Here is a 17,590-nt window from a genome sequence, read left to right on the forward strand (position 1 = left end):
CGCACCGGACCCGACGTGACGACCCGCGAGGCAGACCTCCGTGAACCTGGACGACTTCTCCGACCTGATCCAACGCCCCGACGGGGGTGTCCGGCGCGATGCCGAGGAGCGGCGCGAGCGGCTGACCGTACCGCCGGGGGCGCTCGGGCGGCTCGACGAGCTGGGCGAGTGGCTCAGCGCCGCGCAGCAGTCCGTGCCGGTCAGGGCCGTGGAGCAGCCGCGTCTGGTGCTCTTCGCCGGTGACCACGGGGTGGCGGAGCTGGGCGTCTCCGGCCGGCCGGCGGGAGGCGCGTACGAGCTGGTGCGCTCCGCCCTCGACGGAGCGAGCCCGGTCGCGGTGCTGGCGCGGCGCTTCTCGGTGCCGATGCGGATCGTGGACGTGTCGCTGGACTGCGATCCGGAGCTGCTGCCCGAGTCCGTGGTGCGGCACCGGGTGCGGCGGGGTTCGGGGCGGATCGACGTCGAGGACGCGATGAGCGCCGAGGAGGCCGAGCAGGCCGTCCGGCTGGGCATGGCCGTCGCCGACGAGGAGGCGGATTCCGGCACCGATCTGGTGGTGCTCGGCGACCTCAGCGTGGGCGGGACGACGGCCGCGGCCACCCTGGTCGCCGCGCTCTGCGGAACGGACGCCTCCGTGGTGACCGGGCGCGGTGGCGCGGGCATCGACGACCTGGCGTGGATGCGCAAGTGCGCGGCGATCCGGGACGCGCTGCGCCGGGCCCGGCCGGTGCTCGGCGACCAGCTGGAGCTGCTGGCCACCTCCGGCGGGGCGGACCTGGCGGCGATGACGGGCTTCCTGCTGCAGAGCGCGGTGCGCCGGATGCCGGTGATCCTGGACGGGGTGGTCTCGGCGGCCTGCGCGCTGGTGGCGCAGCGGGCGGCGTTCCGGGCGCCGGACTGGTGGCTGGCGGGCCAGGTCAGCGGGGAGCCCGCGCAGACGAAGGCGCTGGACCGGATGGCGCTGACCCCGCTGCTGGACCACGGGGTGACGGTCGGCGAGGGCAGCGGCGCGCTGCTGGCCCTGCCGCTGGTGCAGGCCGCGGCGGCGCTCGCCGCCGAACTGCCGGAGCGTGAGCCGGAGAAGACCCCGGACGAGGAGCCGGAGGCCCCGGTGGCATCGGAAACGGAGTCGGACGCCGCGGCTCTCGACGGCGTCTGAGCCCCGGCCCTCCTCCTCGCGCGGACGAGATCGGCATCACTCCGGTGCCGCTCAACTTCGCGCTGCCCCGGCCCGTCTTCGGGAGGGACCGCGGCCCGGCGCGCATCCGCGCCGGCGCCACGTACCCACGTACCGACCGACGACCGACCGACGACCGACCGGGGGCCTGTTCCATGCTGTTCGAGAAGAGCGGATGAGCCGTCTCCCGGCCCTGCGCGGGGCGGCGGTACGGGAGTGGGGCCCGCTGTGCGCGACCGTACGGCGGGGGCTCGCCGGACGGTGGGTGCGGGCGCTCGCGCTGACGCTGACCGCGGTGGCGCTGACCGCGACCGTCCAGGTGGTGCAGAACCAGGCGTGGGGCTACCGGCCGGTGCGGAACCTCGGTGCCGTACGGGCCGAGGACCCGCTCTGGCTCGCCCTCCTGCGGACGCCGCTGTCGCTGTTCGTGCCCGCGCTCGATCTGCCGGTGTGGGGTGCGCTGGCGCAGATCCTGCTGGTGTTCGGCATCGCGGAGGTGTGCCTGGGGCGGTGGCGCACGCTGGCCGTCGCGTACCTCGCGACGCTGGCGGGGACGCTGTACGCCCGGATCGGCGTCGCACTCGGCCCCGGGACGTTCCCCGGACTGCCCGCCTCGGACGCGCAGGTGGTGGACACCGGCCCTTCGGCGGCGGTCGTGGGGCTCGCGGTGTACGTCTGCCACCGGCAACGCGCCTGGTTCACCGGGGCGCTGGTGGTTCTCGCGATGGTGGTGGAGGTCCTGGTCAAGGACAACCTGGCGGGCCGCGAGCATCTGGCCGCCATCGCCGCCGTCCTGGTGGTGTGCGGCGTACGGGAGTGGCTCGGGCGGCGGGGCGGCGCTCGGGACCGGGGCGCGGGCGGTTCCGGGGCGCTTCAGGATCTGGGCGAAGGCGGCAGCGGGACCCGGTCCGGCGCTCCGCCGATCAGGTCCTGGAACTTCCGGCGCGGCCCGACCCAGCGCACGTCGTGGTGGTAGGCCCGCAGCAGCGCCCTGGAGCGGGCCCGGTGGCGGTGGCGGTAGAAACGCCTGGCCCAGGGCGAGGTCGGGCGGGCCAGCCGGATCGCGCCGACCAGCGCGACGAACGGGACGAGGGTGCCGAGCACCGCCATCCTCGTCTTGCCCTTGAACAGGGCGATCAGGACGAAGCAGAAGTTGATCACGTAGGTGGTGATGACGCCGAAGCGGCCCTGCTGCTCCTCGTCGGTGACGTCGTCGACGCCGAGCGGGGAGAAGCCCGCCAGGACCAGCAGCACCAGCGCGGCGGTCAGCACGACCACCTCCACGCTCTGCCTGCCCTCCTCGGTCCAGTACACGTCGTCCAGATGCAGGATCAGCGCGAACTCGTCGAGCACCAGACCGGCCCCCACCCCGAAGATCACCGCGCAGACCCCGGCGGCCACGCCCTGCCGCCCGCTGGCCACCGCGCCGAACCCGCCGATCACCGAGAGCACGACCCCCGGCACCACGTGGTGGATGTGCACCCCGCCCGGGGTGATGTTGCGGAACGGGCCCTTCCCGGCCCGGATCATGCGGGTGATGGTGCGGGTGATCGCGAAGGTCAGGACGAAGGCGGCCAGCGCGAGGAGCAGCGGCAGCTTGCCCGGCTCCGTGATGTTGTCGTGCCACCAGTGACCCATGCCACCCACTCCCGATACATCCGGTTTCGCAGCTCTTTGCCGTGTTTCGGCCAATCTATCGGTGGGCGCCGGCGGCTAGCCTGCCCGCGGTGACCTCCCTGAACAGCCACGGGCTGCGTTTCGCCTTCGGCACCCTGACCGTGCTCCCCGTCCGCGTGACCCGCTGGGACCGCGCGACCGCCCGCGCCGGGATGCTCTGCGCCCCGCTCGCCGGACTCGTCGTGGGGCTGCTCGCCGCCGCCCTCGGCTCGCTGTCGCTGCTGGCCGGCCCGGGGCCGCTGCTCGCGGCGGTGGCGTCCGTGGCGGTGCCGGCCGCGCTCACCCGGGGGCTGCATCTGGACGGCCTGGCGGACACGGCGGACGGCCTCGGCAGCGGGAAGCCGGCCGAGGACGCGCTGCGGATCATGAAGCAGTCCGACATTGGGCCGTTCGGTGTCATCACGCTGCTGCTGGTGCTGCTGGCCCAGGTCGCGGTCCTCTTCGAGCTGTACGGGCAGGGCTGGGCGCACGGGGCGCTCGGGGCCGTCGTCGCGGCCGTCGCCGCCCGGCTCGCCATGACCCTGGCGTCCCGTCAGGGTGTCCCGGCGGCCCGGCCGGAGGGGCTCGGGGCGACGGTGGCCGCCACGGTCCCGGCCGGGCGGGCACTGCTCGCGGTGGTGGTGACGGTGGCGCTGTGCGCGGCGGCGGGCGCGCTGCTGGGCCCGTACGCGGCGCTGCGCCACGCGCTGGCGGTGGTCGGCGCGCTCGCCGCCGCCGAACTGCTGCTGCGGCACTGCGTACGGCGGTTCGGCGGGGTCACCGGGGACGTCTTCGGGGGCGTCGAGGAGACCGCGGCGACGGCGGCGCTGGTGGTGCTGACCCTCGGTACCTGACGGCGCGGCACACCGGGCGTTCCCGGCCGCGGCGGCAGGGGAACGGCCCGCCGCCGTCACGGAGCAGGAACCGCGCGCGTAGGCTCATTCCCGGCACATCGTCGGGGCGTCTACGATGCGCCGGGCACGGTCGGCCCACCCCTCGACCGAACTCGAACTCAACGGAAGCGAGATTTCACCACCGTGACTGCTCTCACTCTCAGCACTGCCGGTGCGGCGACGCTGCGCGCCGACGCACTCGTCGTCGGCGTCGCCAAGGGCGTCAAGGGACCGGTCCTGGCGCCCGGTTCCGAGGCCGTGGACAAGGCGTTCGACGGAAAGCTCGCCGCCGTCCTCGAAACCCTGGGTGCCACCGGTGCCGAGGGCGAACTGACCAAGCTGCCCGCCGCGTCCGGCCTCAAGGCCCCGGTCGTCGTCGCGGTCGGTCTCGGTCCGGTCCCGGACAAGGAGGACGCGTACGACGCCGAGGCGCTGCGCCGCGCCGCGGGCACCGCCGCCCGTGCGCTGACCGGTTCCAAGAAGGCCGGCTTCGCGCTGCCCGCCGGCTCCGTCGAGGACGCCGCCGCCGTCGCCGAGGGCGCGCTCCTCGGCTCGTACGCCTTCACCGCCTACCAGGGCGGCGAGAACAAGCTGGCCCCCAAGGACGCGAAGTCCAAGGACAGCGGCCCGAAGCTGCCGCTCGCCGAGGTGGCGCTGCTCGGCGCCAAGCCGCGCGACAAGGCCTACAAGGCCGCGGTCGAGCGCGCCCTCGCGCTGGTCGAGGAGATCAACCGGGCCCGCGACCTGATCAACACCCCGCCGAACGACCTGTACCCCGAGTCCTTCGCCGCCGTGGCCACCGCCGCGGGCAAGGAGCACGGCATCAAGGTCCAGGTCCTCGACGAGAAGGCCCTCGTCAAGGGCGGCTTCGGCGGCCTCCTCGGCGTCGGCCAGGGCTCCACGCACGGCCCGCGCCTGGTGAAGCTCGCCTACACGCACCCGAAGGCGGAGAAGACCCTGGCCCTGGTGGGCAAGGGCATCACCTACGACTCGGGCGGCATCTCGCTCAAGCCGGCCGGCCACAACGAGACGATGAAGTGCGACATGAGCGGCGCCGCCGCCGTGTTCGCCGCCGTCGTCACGGCCGCCCGCCTGGGCCTGAAGGTCAACGTCACCGGCTGGCTGGCGCTGGCCGAGAACATGCCCTCCGGCAACGCCACCCGCCCCGGTGACGTGCTGCGCATGTACAGCGGCAAGACCGTCGAGGTCCTCAACACCGACGCCGAGGGCCGGCTCGTCCTGGCCGACGCGCTGACCCGCGCCTCGGAGGAGAAGCCGGACGCGATCGTCGACGTGGCGACCCTGACCGGCGCGATGGTGCTGGCGCTCGGCAACCGCACCTTCGGTGTGATGGCCAACGACGACGCCTTCCGTACGTCGATCCACGAGATCGCCGAGGAGGTCGGCGAGGCCTCCTGGCCGATGCCGCTCCCCGCCGACCTCCGCAAGGGCATGGACTCCCCCACCGCGGACATCGCCAACATGGGCGAGCGGATGGGCGGCGGCCTGGTCGCCGGTCTGTTCCTGAAGGAGTTCGTGGGCGAGGGCATCGCCTGGGCGCACCTGGACATCGCCGGCCCGGCCTTCCACGAGGGCGCGCCGTACGGCTACACGCCCAAGGGCGGCACCGGCTCCGCGGTCCGCACCCTGGTGCGGCTCGCCGAGCGCACCGCCGACGGCGACCTCGGCTGAGCCGGATCCCGCCGATGAACGCGTACGGCCCCGGGCATAGGTCCGGGGCCGTACGTGTTGTCCGGGCGGGACCGTCCGGGGCGGAACCGGTGAGCGGAGACCGGGTTTCGCTCTCGACGAACACCGACCGAATCCGTAGGTATCTACGCAGCAGTAACCCTCCGGAACGGATGATCGTCCGTCCCGGACCCGGGCCCCGCGTCCCGCCCACCGTCGACAAGTGCGAAGATGGGTTCTCGGCAGGACAGGGCCCCCACCACAGGGCCGAAGACAAAAGCGGCCGCACACCAGCCGACCGGCCGGTCACACCCCAGCGACGGGGCCCGGCGTACGGCGCACATGCATGGAGGACGTGACGTGGCGAACGACGCCAGCACCGTTTTCGACCTAGTGATCCTCGGCGGTGGCAGTGGCGGTTACGCCGCGGCCCTGCGCGGAGCGCAGCTGGGCCTGGACGTCGCCCTGATCGAGAAGGGCAAGGTCGGCGGCACCTGCCTGCACAACGGCTGCATTCCCACGAAGGCGCTGCTGCACGCGGGCGAGATCGCGGACCAGGCCCGCGAGTCGGCCCAGTTCGGCGTGAAGGCCACCTTCGAGGGCATCGACATGGAGGCCGTCAACAAGTACAAGGACGAGGTGATCTCGGGCCTGTACAAGGGTCTCCAGGGTCTCATCGCCTCGCGCAAGGTCCACTACATCGAGGGTGAGGGCAAGCTCTCCTCGCCCACCTCGGTGGACGTGAACGGCCAGCGCGTCCAGGGCCGCCACGTGCTGCTGGCGACCGGCTCCGTGCCGAAGTCGCTGCCCGGCCTGGAGATCGACGGCAACCGCATCATCTCCTCGGACCACGCGCTGAAGCTGGACCGCGTCCCGAAGTCCGCGATCGTGCTCGGCGGCGGCGTCATCGGCGTCGAGTTCGCCTCGGCGTGGAAGTCGTTCGGCACCGAGGTCACCATCGTCGAGGGCCTCAAGCACCTCGTCCCGGTCGAGGACGAGAACAGCTCCAAGCTTCTTGAGCGCGCGTTCCGCAAGCGCGGCATCAAGTTCAACCTCGGCACCTTCTTCGACAAGGCCGAGTACACCCAGGACGGCGTCCGCGTGACGCTCGCCGACGGCAAGACCTTCGAGGCGGAGGTGCTGCTGGTCGCGATCGGCCGCGGCCCGGTCTCGCAGGGCCTCGGTTACGAGGAGCAGGGCGTCGCGATGGACCGCGGCTATGTCCTGGTCGACGAGTACATGCAGACCAACGTGCCCACGATCTCGGCCGTCGGCGACCTCGTCCCGACCCTCCAGCTCGCCCACGTCGGCTTCGCCGAGGGCATCCTGGTGGCCGAGCGGCTGGCCGGTCTCAAGACCGTCCCGGTCGACTACGACGGCGTGCCCAAGGTGACGTACTGCCACCCCGAGGTCGCCTCCGTCGGCATCACCGAGGCCAAGGCCAAGGAGATCTACGGCGCGGACAAGGTCGTCGCCCTCAAGTACAACCTCGCGGGCAACGGCAAGAGCAAGATCCTGAAGACCGCGGGCGAGATCAAGCTCGTCCAGGTCAAGGACGGTGCCGTGGTCGGCGTCCACATGGTCGGCGACCGCATGGGCGAGCAGGTCGGCGAAGCCCAGCTGATCTACAACTGGGAGGCGCTGCCCGCCGAGGTCGCCCAGCTCATCCACGCACACCCGACGCAGAACGAGGCGATGGGCGAGGCTCACCTGGCGCTGGCCGGCAAGCCTCTCCACGCCCACGACTGATCCCCCGGTCCCGGGCGCGACGACCGACCACTTCCGCATTTTCGTAAGGAGCAACTGAAACCATGTCGGTTTCCGTAACCCTTCCGGCGCTCGGCGAGAGCGTCACCGAGGGCACTGTCACCCGTTGGCTGAAGGCCGAGGGCGAGCGCGTCGAGGCCGACGAGCCGTTGCTCGAGGTCTCGACCGACAAGGTCGACACCGAGATCCCCGCCCCCGCGTCCGGTGTGCTGGCTTCCATCAAGGTCGCCGAGGACGAGACCGTCGAGGTCGGCGCCGAGCTGGCCGTCATCGACGACGGCTCGGGCGCTCCGGCCGAGGCCGCGGCCCCCGCCGCCGAGGCCCCCGCCGCCCCCGCCGAGGCTCCGGCCCCGGCTGCCGAGGCCCCCGCCGCTCCGGCTCCCGAGGCCCCGGCTCCGGCCGCCGCCCCGGCCGGTGGCGCGTCCGGCACCGACGTCACCCTCCCGGCGCTCGGCGAGAGCGTCACCGAGGGCACCGTCACCCGCTGGCTCAAGGAGGTCGGCGAGGAGGTGGCCGAGGACGAGCCGCTGCTGGAGGTCTCCACGGACAAGGTCGACACCGAGATCCCCGCCCCGGTCGCCGGTGTGCTGCTGGAGATCGTGGTCGGCGAGGACGAGACCGCCGAGGTCGGCGCCAAGCTCGCCGTCATCGGCGCCCCGGGCGCCGCTCCGGCCGCCGCCGCTCCGGCGCAGCCCGCCGCCCCGGTCCAGGAGGCCCCGAAGCAGGAGGCCCCCGCCCCGGCTCCGGCCGCCCCCGCCGCTCCGGCTCCGGCCGCCCCGGCTCCGGCCGCCCCGGCTCCGGCCGCCCCGGCTCCGGCTCCGGTCCAGGCCCCGGCGGCTCCCGCCGCTCCGGCCCCGGCTCCGGCGCAGCCCGCCCCCGTCGCCCCGGCGCCGGCCGCCCCGGCCGCGCCCACCGGTGACGACGGCGCGTACGTCACGCCGCTGGTCCGCAAGCTCGCGTCCGAGAACAACGTGGACCTGAGCTCGGTCAAGGGCACCGGCGTCGGTGGCCGCATCCGCAAGCAGGACGTCGTCGCCGCCGCGGAGGCCGCCAAGGCCGCCGCCGCTGCCCCGGCTCCGGCTGCTGCTCCGGCGGCCGCCAAGGCGCCGAAGCTGGAGGCGTCCCCGCTGCGCGGTCAGACGGTCAAGATGACCCGCATGCGCAAGGTCATCGGCGAGAACATGATGAAGGCGCTGCACTCGCAGGCCCAGCTGACCTCGGTCCTCGAGGTCGACATCACCAAGCTGATGAAGCTGCGCAACCAGGCGAAGGCCTCCTTCGCCGCCCGTGAGGGCGTCAAGCTGTCCCCGATGCCGTTCTTCGTGAAGGCGGCGGCCCAGGCGCTGAAGGCCCACCCGGTCGTCAACGCCCGGATCAACGAGGACGAGGGCACCATCACGTACTTCGACTCGGAGAACATCGGCATCGCCGTGGACGCCGAGAAGGGTCTGATGACCCCGGTCATCAAGGGTGCGGGCGACCTGAACATCGCCGGTATCGCCAAGAAGACCGCGGAGCTCGCGGGCAAGGCGCGCGGTGGCGGCCTGACGCCGGACGACATGTCCGGCGCCACCTTCACCATCAGCAACACCGGTTCGCGCGGCGCCCTGTTCGACACGGTCATCGTGCCGCCGAACCAGGCCGCCATCCTGGGCATCGGCGCGACGGTCCGCCGTCCGGTGGTCATCGACCACCCGGACCTCGGCGAGACCATCGCGGTGCGCGACATGACGTACCTCTCGCTCTCCTACGACCACCGTCTGGTGGACGGCGCGGACGCCGCCCGTTACCTGACCTCGGTCAAGGCGATCCTGGAGGCCGGTGAGTTCGAGGTCGAGCTCGGCCTGTGAGCGCCCCCGCTGTAACCAGCCTCACCAGCGGCGCCCCCGTCCGGAACCCTTCCGGGCGGGGGCGCCGCCGTATTGTCTAAACAGCCCGGGAGGCCTACCGCCACCGTGATGATGTAGGCAGCACCGGTCTGCCCTGAAGGAGCACCTCATGACCCCGCCCGTCGTCCACTCGCTGCGCGAACAGATCCGCGAGCACATCGTGGAGGGGATCGTCAGCGGGCGCTGGAAGCCGGGCGAGCGGATCGTGGAGCGCCGGATCGCCACCGAGCTGGAGGTCAGCCAGACGCCCGTGCGCGAGGCGCTGCGCGAGCTGGAGACGCTCCGGCTGATCGAGTCGGCCCCCAACAAGGGCGTCCGGGTCCGCAATCTGACCGCCGCCGACCTGGAGGAGAGCTACCCGGTCCGGGCCGGCCTGGAGCAGATCGCGGCCGAGCTGGCGGCCCCCCGGCTCGGCCAGGACTGCTCGGCGCTGGCCCCGCACGTGGCCGCGCTGTACGAGGCGGACCGGCTGGCCGACGGCGAGGCGCAGGTGCGGCACACGGTGGGCTTCCACCGGGAGCTGGTGCGGGCCGCCGGGAACGCGGTGCTGCTGCACACCTGGGAGGGGCTGGGCATCGAGGTGTTCACGGCCCTGTCGATCCGCTGGCTGGGCACGGTGCAGAAGTCGTACGCGGAGGAGCACCAGGCGCTCATCGACGCGTTCCTCGCCGAGGACCCGCAGATCGGGGCCCTGGTGAAGGCGCATGTGCTGGGCTGCGCGCCGCGCGCCTGACCCGTCCGCGAGGCTCCGATCATCTGGTGCGCGACCTGCTCTTCCGTGCAGGTCAGCGCCCTATTTGCACGCTATTTCGCGTCACTCCGTGCCCTGTTTCGAGGCACCCCATGCCACTTTTCTTCGTATCGAGAAGTTTTGCCTTCAATCCTTTGATCGATCATCGATCAGCGCCTTACAGTTCACTCGCGGGCCCACCGGCCCCATCGCTCTGTCCTGCCAGATAGAGCCTTCTCCACCCCCCTCCTCTCCGGAAGGCGGCGATCATGACCGACCCCGTAGGAAAGCTTCCGAGCGAGCTCGACCAGCTCCCGGACCGTGACCCCGAGGAGACCGCCGAATGGGCGGCCTCCCTGGACGCCGTCACCAAGGCTGCCGGCCCGCACCGCGCCGCGTACCTGATGCGCCGCTCGCTGCAGCACGCCGAGGGCGCCGGTCTCGCGCTGCCCAAGCTGCTGGAGACCGATTACGTCAACACCATCCCGACCGCCGCCGAGCCCGCGTTCGACGGCGACCTGGAGATGGAATCGAAGATCACCGCGTGGAACCGCTGGAACGCGGCCGCGATGGTGACCCGTGGTGCGCGGTTCGGGGTCGGCGGCCACATCGCCACCTTCGCCTCGGCGGCCTGGCTCTACGAGACCGGCTTCAACCACTTCTTCCGCGGCAAGGAGGGGGACGGCTCCGGCGACCAGCTCTACATCCAGGGCCACGCCTCCCCCGGCATCTACGCCCGCGCCTTCCTCGACGGGCGGCTCACCGAGCAGCACCTCGACAACTTCCGCCAGGAGGCGGGCGGCGAGGGTCTGCCCTCCTACCCGCACCCGCGGCGGCTGCCCTGGCTGTGGGAGTTCCCCACCGTGTCGATGGGCCTCGGCCCGCTCTCGGCCATCTACCAGGCGCGCTTCAACCGCTATCTGGCCAACCGCTCCATCAAGGACACCGCCAACTCGCACGTCTGGGCCTTCCTGGGCGACGGCGAGATGGACGAGCCCGAGTCGACCGCCGCCCTGGCGCTGGCGGCCCGTGAGCAGCTCGACAACCTGACCTTCGTCATCAACTGCAACCTGCAGCGCCTCGACGGCCCGGTCCGCGCCAACTTCCGCGTGGTCCAGGAGCTGGAGGCGCAGTTCCGCGGGGCCGGCTGGAACGTCGTCAAGACGCTCTGGGGCAACGCCTGGGACGAGCTGTTCCAGCTGGACACCCAGGGTGCGCTGCTGCGCCGGCTGCGCGAGGTCCCGGACGCACAGTTCCAGACGTACGCCACCCGCGACGTCGCCTACATCCGCGAGCACTTCTTCGGCGCCGAGCCCGCCCTCGTCGAGCTGGCGAAACTGCTCACCGACGCGAAGATCGCCGAGTGTTTCTACACCTCGCGCGGCGGCCACGAGGCCCGCAAGGTCTACGCGGCGTACCGGGCGGCGATCGAGCACAAGGGCGCGCCGACCGTGATCCTGGCCCAGACGGTCAAGGGCTACACGCTCGGCAAGGGCTTCGAGTCCAAGAACGCCAACCACCAGATGAAGAAGCTGTCGATCGACGAGTTCAAGGGCATGCGCGAGCTGCTCGGCCTCCCGATCTCCGACAGCGCCTTCGAGGACGGTCTGGTCCCCTACGGCCACCCCGGCGCCGACTCCCCCGAGGTCCGCTACCTCCAGGAGCGCCGCGCGGCCCTCGGCGGTCCGGCCCCGGCCCGCCGGCTGCACGCCTCCGCGCCGCTGCCGCAGCCCGAGGAGCGCGCGTTCAAGGCCCTGTACAAGGGGTCCGGCAAGCAGGAGATGGCCACCACCATGGCGTTCGTCCGCCTGGTGAAGGACCTGATGCGGGACAAGGAGACCGGCAAGCGCTGGGTGCCGATCGTCCCGGACGAGGCCCGTACCTTCGGTATGGAGTCGCTGTTCCCGTCGGCCGGCATCTACTCGCCGCTGGGTCAGACGTACGACCCGGTCGACCGCGACCAGCTGATGTACTACAAGGAGGCCAAGGACGGCCAGATCCTCAACGAGGGGATCACCGAGGCCGGTGCCATGGCCGACTTCATCGCCGCCGCCACGTCGTACGCGACGCACGGCGAGACGATGATCCCGTTCTACATCTTCTACTCGATGTTCGGCTGGCAGCGGACCGGCGACCAGATGTGGCAGCTCGCCGACCAGCTCGGCAAGGGCTTCATCGTCGGCGCCACGGCGGGCCGTACGACCCTGACGGGCGAGGGCCTCCAGCACGCGGACGGCCACTCGCACCTGATCGCGGCCACCAACCCGGCCTCGCTCAACTACGACCCGGCGTTCGCGTACGAGGTGGCGGTGATCGTCAAGGACGGTCTGCGCCGGATGTACGGTCCCGACGCCGAGGACGTCTTCTACTACCTGACGGTCTACAACGAGCCGAAGCCCCAGCCCGCGATGCCCGAGGGCGTCGAGGAGGGCATCGTCAAGGGCCTGTACCGCTTCAAGGAGGGCACGCCCGCGAAGGCGGACGCGCCGCGCCTCCAGCTGCTGGCCTCCGGTACGGCGATCCACTGGGCCCTGGAGGCCCAGGAGCTGCTGGCCGCCGACTGGGGTGTCACGGCCGACGTCTGGTCCGCCACCTCGTGGGGCGAGCTGCGCCGCGACGCGCTGGCGGCCGACGAGGCGCTGCTCCGCGGTGAGCAGCAGGTGCCGTACGTGACCCAGGCGCTCGCCGGTGCGCCGGGCCCGGTGCTCGCGGTCAGCGACTGGATGCGCCAGGTCCCGGACCAGATCAGCCAGTGGGTGGAGCAGGACTGGTCCTCGCTCGGCACGGACGGCTTCGGCCTCTCCGACACCCGCGACGCGGCCCGCCGCCACTTCGGCGTCGACGCGCAGTCGATCGTGGTGGCCTCGCTGGCGCAGCTCGCCAAGCGCGGCGAGATCCCGGCCTCGGCCGTCAAGGAGGCACGGGAGCGTTACGGGATCTGAGCACCGCTCCCGTAGAACCCCAGCCGAACCCCCGGTCACCGGGCGGGCGCGTCCGACAGCGCGCCTGCCCGGCGGCCGGGGGTTTCGCATGGGGACGGGTCCGCCCTGCCGCCACAATGGGCCCATGCGTGCTGCCCGGCTGATCAAGATGGTGCTGCTCCTGCAGGCCCGCCCCGCGATGACCGCCGCCGAGCTGGCGGCCGAGCTGGAGGTGTCGGAGCGTACGGTCACCCGGGACGCGCAGGCCCTGTCCGACGCGGGCGTGCCGGTCTACGCGGAGCGCGGCCGGGCCGGCGGCTACCGGCTCGTCGGCGGCTACCGCACCCGGCTGACCGGCCTCGCCCGGGACGAGGCGGAGGCGCTCTTCCTCTCCGGACTGCCCGCGGCGCTGCGCGAGATGGGCCTGGAGGACGCGGCATCGGCGGCCCGCCTCAAGGTGTCGGCGGCGCTGCTGCCCTCGCTGCGCGACGCCTCCTCCTCCGCCGCCCGCCGCTTCCACCTGGACGCGCCCTCCTGGTACCACGAGCCGGAGACCCCCGACCTGCTGCCCGCCATCGCCGACGCGGTCTGGGACGACCGGCTGCTGCGGGCCCGCTACCGCCGGGGCGGGGGCCGCGACCACGCCGGTACGGAGGTGGCGCGGGAGCTGGCTCCGTACGGTCTCGTCCTCAAGGCCGGCGTCTGGTACCTCTGTGCCCGGGCGGGCGAGGACTTCCGGGTCTACCGGATCGACCGCTTCACCGCCGCGGACCCCGCCGACGAGCGCTTCGAGCGGGACGAGAGCTTCGATCTGCCCGGGTTCTGGGCGGAGCGGGCCGCCGGGTTCGCCCGGTCCCTGCTGCGGACCGAGGTGACCGTACGGGTGTCCGAGCGCGGCGGGCGGATGCTCGCGTACGCCGGTGACCGGGCGGCGGCCGCGGCGGCGCTGGCGGAGGCCTCGGAGCCGGGCCCGGACGGGTGGCGGACGCTCACGCTGCCGGTGGAATCCCTGGACGTGGCGTACGGCCAGCTGCTGGCGCTGGGGCCCGAGTTGGAGGTGGTGGCGCCCGAGGAGCTGCGGGCGCGGTTCACCGAAGCGGCCGAACGCCTGCGCGAGCTGTATCGCTGAAAGGCTTCAATTCGGTGTCTGCGCGTGCGGGAGCCCCCGGCAGGCTGGATGCTGGACCCGTGATGGACGAAACGGAATTCTGGGAGATCATCGACAGCACCCGCGAGGCCGCCGACGGCGACCCCGAGGACCACGCCGACCTGCTGGTGGAACGGCTGACGCAGCTCGATCCCGATTCCGTGCTGGACTTCGCCCGGCACTTCGAGGCCCGCTACAACCGCGCCTACGCCTGGGATCTGTGGGGTGCGGCGGCCGTGCTGCTGGGCGGGGCGAGCGACGACGCGTTCGACTGGTTCCGCTGCTGGCTGATCGGCCAGGGCCGGGAGGTCTTCGAGGGGGCGCTGCACGATCCGGACGCCCTGGCGGAGCTGCTGGACGAGTTCGACGAGGAGATCGACGGCGACGGCGAGGACCTGGGGTACGCGGCCGACGAGGCGTACGAGCAGCTCACCGGGGTGGTCGCGCCGGACCTGGGGCTGCCGCCGCAGCCCGCCGAGCCGCTGGGCAGCCCGGTCGACTTCGAGGACGAGGCGGCGCTCGCCGCCCGCTTCCCCGAGCTGTGGGAACGCTTCGGGCCCACCCCGTAGCCGGGCCCGTCAGGCGGGGCCGAGCGAGCGGCCCATGCAGACGTCGTCGACGTAACGCCCGTTCAGGAAGAACTCCCCGGGCAGTACCCCTTCGACGGCGAAGCCCTCGGAGGCGTACAGCGCGCGGGCCGGGTCGTTGTGCCCGAGGACCCGCAGGGTGATCCGGTTGGCGCCCTGGCGGCGGGCCTCGGCGAACGCGGCCCGCAGCAGGGCCCGCCCGGCTCCGGCCCCGCGTGCCCAGTTCGCCACGGCGAGGCCGCGTATCTGGCGCACGTGGGCGTTGGCGGCGAGCGGGGTGGGCGGGACGAGCCGGATGTACCCGGCGATGCCCGTCCGCCCGTCCGCCGTCTCCGCCTCCACCACGAGGAAGTCCTCCGGCCCGTGCCCCTCGTCGAAGAAGGGCTCGTACGGAGGCGCCGGCCTCGGCAGGACCGCGTGCAGCGTCGACCAGGTGGACCGGTCGAGTTCGGCGAGCTCGTCGTCGTCGGCGGGCACGGCGGGGCGGGCGGGGCGGAGGGTCAGTGCGGCCATGGGGTCACTGTGCCATGCGGTGTTCCCGGTGTTCGGCGACACCGGGGACCGGCCGGTGGACGAGAGCGCGCCGCCCGGGGAGGGGTTCCTGCCCTCGGTCTGCGAGGAGTGGGAGGCGGCCACCGCCCCCGCCGAGGAGGCCGGCATCCGTACGGTGCACGCGCGGACCGGCCTGGTCGTCGGCCGCGAGGGCGGGGCCTGGGGGCGGCTCTTCCCGCTGTTCAAGGCGGGGCTCGGCGGGAAGCTGGGCAACGGCCGGCAGTACTGGAGCTTCATCGCGCTGCACGACCACGTCGCGGCGCTGCGCCACATCCTGGACACCGAGTCGCTGACCGGGCCGGTGAACCTGACCGGTCCTGAGCCGGTCACCAACGCCGGGTGACCGCCGCGATGGGCCGGGTGCTGCGGCTCGACGCTGTTCCCCGCGCCGGCGCGTCGCGGCTGCTCGGGTCCGCGGAGGATGTGCTGGGCGACACGGGTGCTCCCGGCGAGCTGCTCGACTCCGGCTGCGTTCGCCTTCCCCGGCACGACGGGGACGATCCGGCTGCGCGGCGCGACCGTCGGCCTTCGCGGCCCCGGCGCGGCGTGTGGGACCGTGCCCCGGTGCTCCCCGGCGCGGCTGACCGTACGGTGCACGCCATCCGCCTCGATGCGTCGGCCGCGAGGGCGGGGCCTGGGGGCGGCTCTTCCCGCTGTTCAAGGCGGGGCTCGGCGGGAAGCTGGGCAACGGCCGGCAGTACTGGAGCTTCATCGCGCTGCACGACCACGTCGCGGCGCTGCGCCACATCCTGGACACCGAGTCGCTGACCGGGCCGGTGAACCTGACCGGTCCTGAGCCGGTCACCAACGCCGAGGTGACCGCCGCGATGGGCCGGGTGCTGCGCCGCCCGACGCTGTTCCCCGCGCCGGCGCCCGCGCTGCGGCTGGTGCTCGGGGAGTTCGCGGAGGATGTGCTGGGCAGTCAGCGGGTGCTCCCGGCGAAGCTGCTCGACTCCGGCTTCACGTTCGCCTTCCCCGGCATCGACGGGGCGATCCGAGCCGCGCGGCGCTGACCGTCGGCCCCTTCGCGGCCCGCCCGGCGCGGCGTGTGCGACCCCGTGCCCCGGTGCTCCCCGGCGCGCGTCTGACCCAGTATCAGCCATCCTCCTAGCCTCGATGCGAACTCCGGCATTCCGGGGGCCTGTTGGGGGCAAGAGCCCCCCACCAGTCGCACCGACTCGGGGAGGGGCACGTGCGCAGCACGGCACACCACGCAGACGTGGTCATCATCGGGGCCGGGATCGCCGGCCTGTCAGCGGCCCACCTGCTCATCGGGGCGGGGCTCGGCGTCAGTGTCCTGGAGGCCGAGCCCCGGGTGGGCGGCCGGCTCGCCACCGACGAGGTGGACGGGTTCCGGCTGGACCGGCTCGGCCCGCTGCTCTGCACCTCCTGGCCCGAGCTGACCGGAACTCCGGGGCTCGGCGCCCCGGAGCTGCGGGAGTTCGCGCCGGGGCTCCTGGTCCACAGTGAGGGCCGCCGCCATCTCACCGGCGACATACGGAGCGCGAGGGGCGCGCTCAAAGCCGTACGCACCCGTTCGAGCGCCCCCAGAGCGCACCGCACGCCCTGGGCGGCGCAGAGCGCGTACGGGCACGAGCACGGCGCTCCCGCGCGCGGCGGCGGCCGGGGCGGTGCGGTGGCCGGGGCGATCGACCGGGCCCGGCTGGGCGCGGCGCTGTCCCGGCTGGCGGCCACCCCCCGGGACCGGCTGCTGGCCCGCCCGGAGCGCACGGTCGCCGGAGCGCTGGCCGGCGTCGGGCTGCCCGCCCGTACGGTCGACGGCGTCCTGCGCCCGCTCCTCACCACACTGCTCAGCGACCCCGCCCTCACCACGTCGAGCCGGTGCGCCGATCTCGCGCTGCGGGACTACGCACGCGGCGGGCTGTGCGTACCCGCGGGCGGTTCGGCCGCGCTGCCGGAGCTGCTGGCGGCCTCGCTGCCGCCGGGCACGGTCCGGACCGGGGTGCATGTGACGGCCGCCGACATCACCTCCGTACGCACCAAGGAACACGGCGAGCTGGGGTGCCGCTCGCTGCTGCTGGCGACGGGCGCGGGGGCGGCGGCGGAGCTGCTGCCCGGTCTGCGGGTGCCGTCCTTCCACCCGGTGACGGTCCTTCACCACACCGCGCCCGCCCCGCCGCCGACGGGCAGGTCGCTGGTGCTGGACGGGGACCGGTCGGGCCCGGTGGCGTACACCGCGGTCATGAGCGAGGTGGACCCCTCGCGGGCGCCGGAGGGCCGGGCGCTGATCACCTCGACGGTGCTCGGCACCCCGCCGCCGGACCTGGACCGCTCGGTGCGGGCGCATCTGGCGTCGCTGTACGGCGTGCCGACGGACGGCTGGGAGCTGCTGGCGGCCCACCACGACCCGGAGGCGGTGCCCGCGATGGAGGCCCCGCACGATCCGCGCCGGCCGGTGCGGGTGCTGGCCGGGCTGTATGTGTGCGGCGACCACCGCGACACCAGCTCGGTCCAGGGCGCGCTGCACTCCGGCCGCCGGGCGGCGGAGGCGATCCTCACCGACCTGGCCGTGCCCGGCGCCCACGAGGGGAGCCTGCCCCGGGCGGCGTGAGCCCCTGGGC

13 protein-coding genes and 2 pseudogenes are annotated in these 17,590 nt (G+C 73.3%); 13 read left to right on the forward strand and 2 right to left on the reverse strand.

What is annotated here, in order from left to right; all coding sequences use genetic code 11:
• Positions 1-40: 40 nt before the first annotated feature.
• Both cobT and KV381_RS08745 read left to right on the forward strand, forming a co-directional pair.
• Positions 41-1,159, forward strand: coding sequence for a nicotinate-nucleotide--dimethylbenzimidazole phosphoribosyltransferase (gene cobT / locus KV381_RS08740; protein ID WP_030080722.1), 1,119 nt, complete (start codon positions 41-43; stop codon positions 1,157-1,159).
• Positions 1,160-1,352: 193 nt separating this feature from the next.
• Positions 1,353-2,153, forward strand: coding sequence for a hypothetical protein (locus KV381_RS08745; protein ID WP_179889608.1), 801 nt, complete (start codon positions 1,353-1,355; stop codon positions 2,151-2,153).
• Here the strand turns inward: KV381_RS08745 and KV381_RS08750 are convergent.
• Positions 2,051-2,815 (reverse strand): hypothetical protein, encoded by a 765-nt coding sequence (locus tag KV381_RS08750; RefSeq protein WP_086777977.1) that lies wholly within the window; start codon positions 2,813-2,815, stop codon positions 2,051-2,053. The two genes, KV381_RS08745 and KV381_RS08750, sit on opposite strands and share 103 nt — an antisense overlap.
• A gap of 89 nt (positions 2,816-2,904) precedes the next feature.
• On the opposite strand from KV381_RS08750, the gene KV381_RS08755 reads away from it, so the two are divergent.
• The 8 genes from KV381_RS08755 (at position 2,905) to KV381_RS08790 (ending at position 14,438) form a co-directional block, all read left to right on the forward strand.
• Positions 2,905-3,687 carry an adenosylcobinamide-GDP ribazoletransferase gene (locus KV381_RS08755; RefSeq protein WP_218785008.1) on the forward strand — a complete coding sequence of 261 codons (783 nt, stop codon included), beginning with the start codon at positions 2,905-2,907 and terminating at the stop codon, positions 3,685-3,687.
• A 183-nt stretch (positions 3,688-3,870) separates the two neighbouring features.
• Positions 3,871-5,418 carry a leucyl aminopeptidase gene (locus tag KV381_RS08760; RefSeq protein WP_030080730.1) on the forward strand — a complete coding sequence of 516 codons (1,548 nt, stop codon included), beginning with the start codon at positions 3,871-3,873 and terminating at the stop codon, positions 5,416-5,418.
• Between the two features lie 357 nt (positions 5,419-5,775).
• On the forward strand, positions 5,776-7,164 hold the full coding sequence (lpdA, locus tag KV381_RS08765; RefSeq protein WP_030080732.1) for a dihydrolipoyl dehydrogenase: 1,389 nt from the start codon (positions 5,776-5,778) through the stop codon (positions 7,162-7,164).
• A 62-nt stretch (positions 7,165-7,226) separates the two neighbouring features.
• The gene (gene sucB / locus KV381_RS08770; RefSeq protein WP_218785009.1) at positions 7,227-9,032 is read left to right on the forward strand and encodes a 2-oxoglutarate dehydrogenase, E2 component, dihydrolipoamide succinyltransferase; all 1,806 of its coding nucleotides are present in this window, start codon (positions 7,227-7,229) and stop codon (positions 9,030-9,032) included.
• Positions 9,033-9,180: 148 nt separating this feature from the next.
• The gene (locus tag KV381_RS08775) at positions 9,181-9,804 is read left to right on the forward strand and encodes a GntR family transcriptional regulator (RefSeq protein ID WP_030080737.1); all 624 of its coding nucleotides are present in this window, start codon (positions 9,181-9,183) and stop codon (positions 9,802-9,804) included.
• Between the two features lie 266 nt (positions 9,805-10,070).
• Positions 10,071-12,743, forward strand: a complete 2,673-nt coding sequence (gene aceE, locus KV381_RS08780) for a pyruvate dehydrogenase (acetyl-transferring), homodimeric type (protein WP_218785010.1) — start codon at positions 10,071-10,073, stop codon at positions 12,741-12,743.
• A 124-nt stretch (positions 12,744-12,867) separates the two neighbouring features.
• Positions 12,868-13,851, forward strand: a complete 984-nt coding sequence (locus KV381_RS08785; RefSeq protein WP_030080741.1) for a YafY family protein — start codon at positions 12,868-12,870, stop codon at positions 13,849-13,851.
• Between the two features lie 62 nt (positions 13,852-13,913).
• Positions 13,914-14,438, forward strand: a complete 525-nt coding sequence (locus tag KV381_RS08790) for a DUF4240 domain-containing protein (protein WP_030622599.1) — start codon at positions 13,914-13,916, stop codon at positions 14,436-14,438.
• Between the two features lie 9 nt (positions 14,439-14,447).
• Here the strand turns inward: KV381_RS08790 and KV381_RS08795 are convergent, their stop codons facing one another.
• The gene (locus KV381_RS08795; RefSeq protein WP_218785011.1) at positions 14,448-14,969 is read right to left on the reverse strand and encodes a GNAT family N-acetyltransferase; all 522 of its coding nucleotides are present in this window, start codon (positions 14,967-14,969) and stop codon (positions 14,448-14,450) included.
• Between the two features lie 31 nt (positions 14,970-15,000).
• On the opposite strand from KV381_RS08795, the pseudogene KV381_RS37040 reads away from it, so the two are divergent.
• The 3 genes and pseudogenes from KV381_RS37040 to KV381_RS08810 form a co-directional block, all read left to right on the forward strand.
• Positions 15,001-15,147, forward strand: a pseudogene (locus tag KV381_RS37040) (epimerase); the annotation flags it as partial.
• A gap of 475 nt (positions 15,148-15,622) precedes the next feature.
• Positions 15,623-16,021: pseudogene (locus tag KV381_RS08805) on the forward strand (DUF1731 domain-containing protein); the annotation flags it as partial.
• 179 nt (positions 16,022-16,200) lie between these two features.
• Positions 16,201-17,580, forward strand: a complete 1,380-nt coding sequence (locus KV381_RS08810) for an FAD-dependent oxidoreductase (protein WP_218785012.1) — start codon at positions 16,201-16,203, stop codon at positions 17,578-17,580.
• The last annotated feature ends 10 nt before the right edge of the window (positions 17,581-17,590 follow it).

This window comes from Streptomyces sp. WY228, assembly GCF_019287315.1.
Taxonomy (GTDB): domain Bacteria; phylum Actinomycetota; class Actinomycetes; order Streptomycetales; family Streptomycetaceae; genus Streptomyces; species Streptomyces caviscabies.

Coding starts and splice junctions, on each gene's coding strand:
- aceE (WP_218785010.1), top strand. CDS start 10,071: ATGACCGACCCCGTAGGAAAGCTTCCGAGCGAGCTCGACCAGCTCCCG.
- KV381_RS08775 (WP_030080737.1), top strand. CDS start 9,181: ATGACCCCGCCCGTCGTCCACTCGCTGCGCGAACAGATCCGCGAGCAC.
- KV381_RS08785 (WP_030080741.1), top strand. CDS start 12,868: ATGCGTGCTGCCCGGCTGATCAAGATGGTGCTGCTCCTGCAGGCCCGC.
- KV381_RS08750 (WP_086777977.1), bottom strand. CDS start 2,815: ATGGGTCACTGGTGGCACGACAACATCACGGAGCCGGGCAAGCTGCCG.
- KV381_RS08745 (WP_179889608.1), top strand. CDS start 1,353: ATGAGCCGTCTCCCGGCCCTGCGCGGGGCGGCGGTACGGGAGTGGGGC.
- sucB (WP_218785009.1), top strand. CDS start 7,227: ATGTCGGTTTCCGTAACCCTTCCGGCGCTCGGCGAGAGCGTCACCGAG.
- KV381_RS08795 (WP_218785011.1), bottom strand. CDS start 14,969: ATGGCCGCACTGACCCTCCGCCCCGCCCGCCCCGCCGTGCCCGCCGAC.
- KV381_RS08790 (WP_030622599.1), top strand. CDS start 13,914: ATGGACGAAACGGAATTCTGGGAGATCATCGACAGCACCCGCGAGGCC.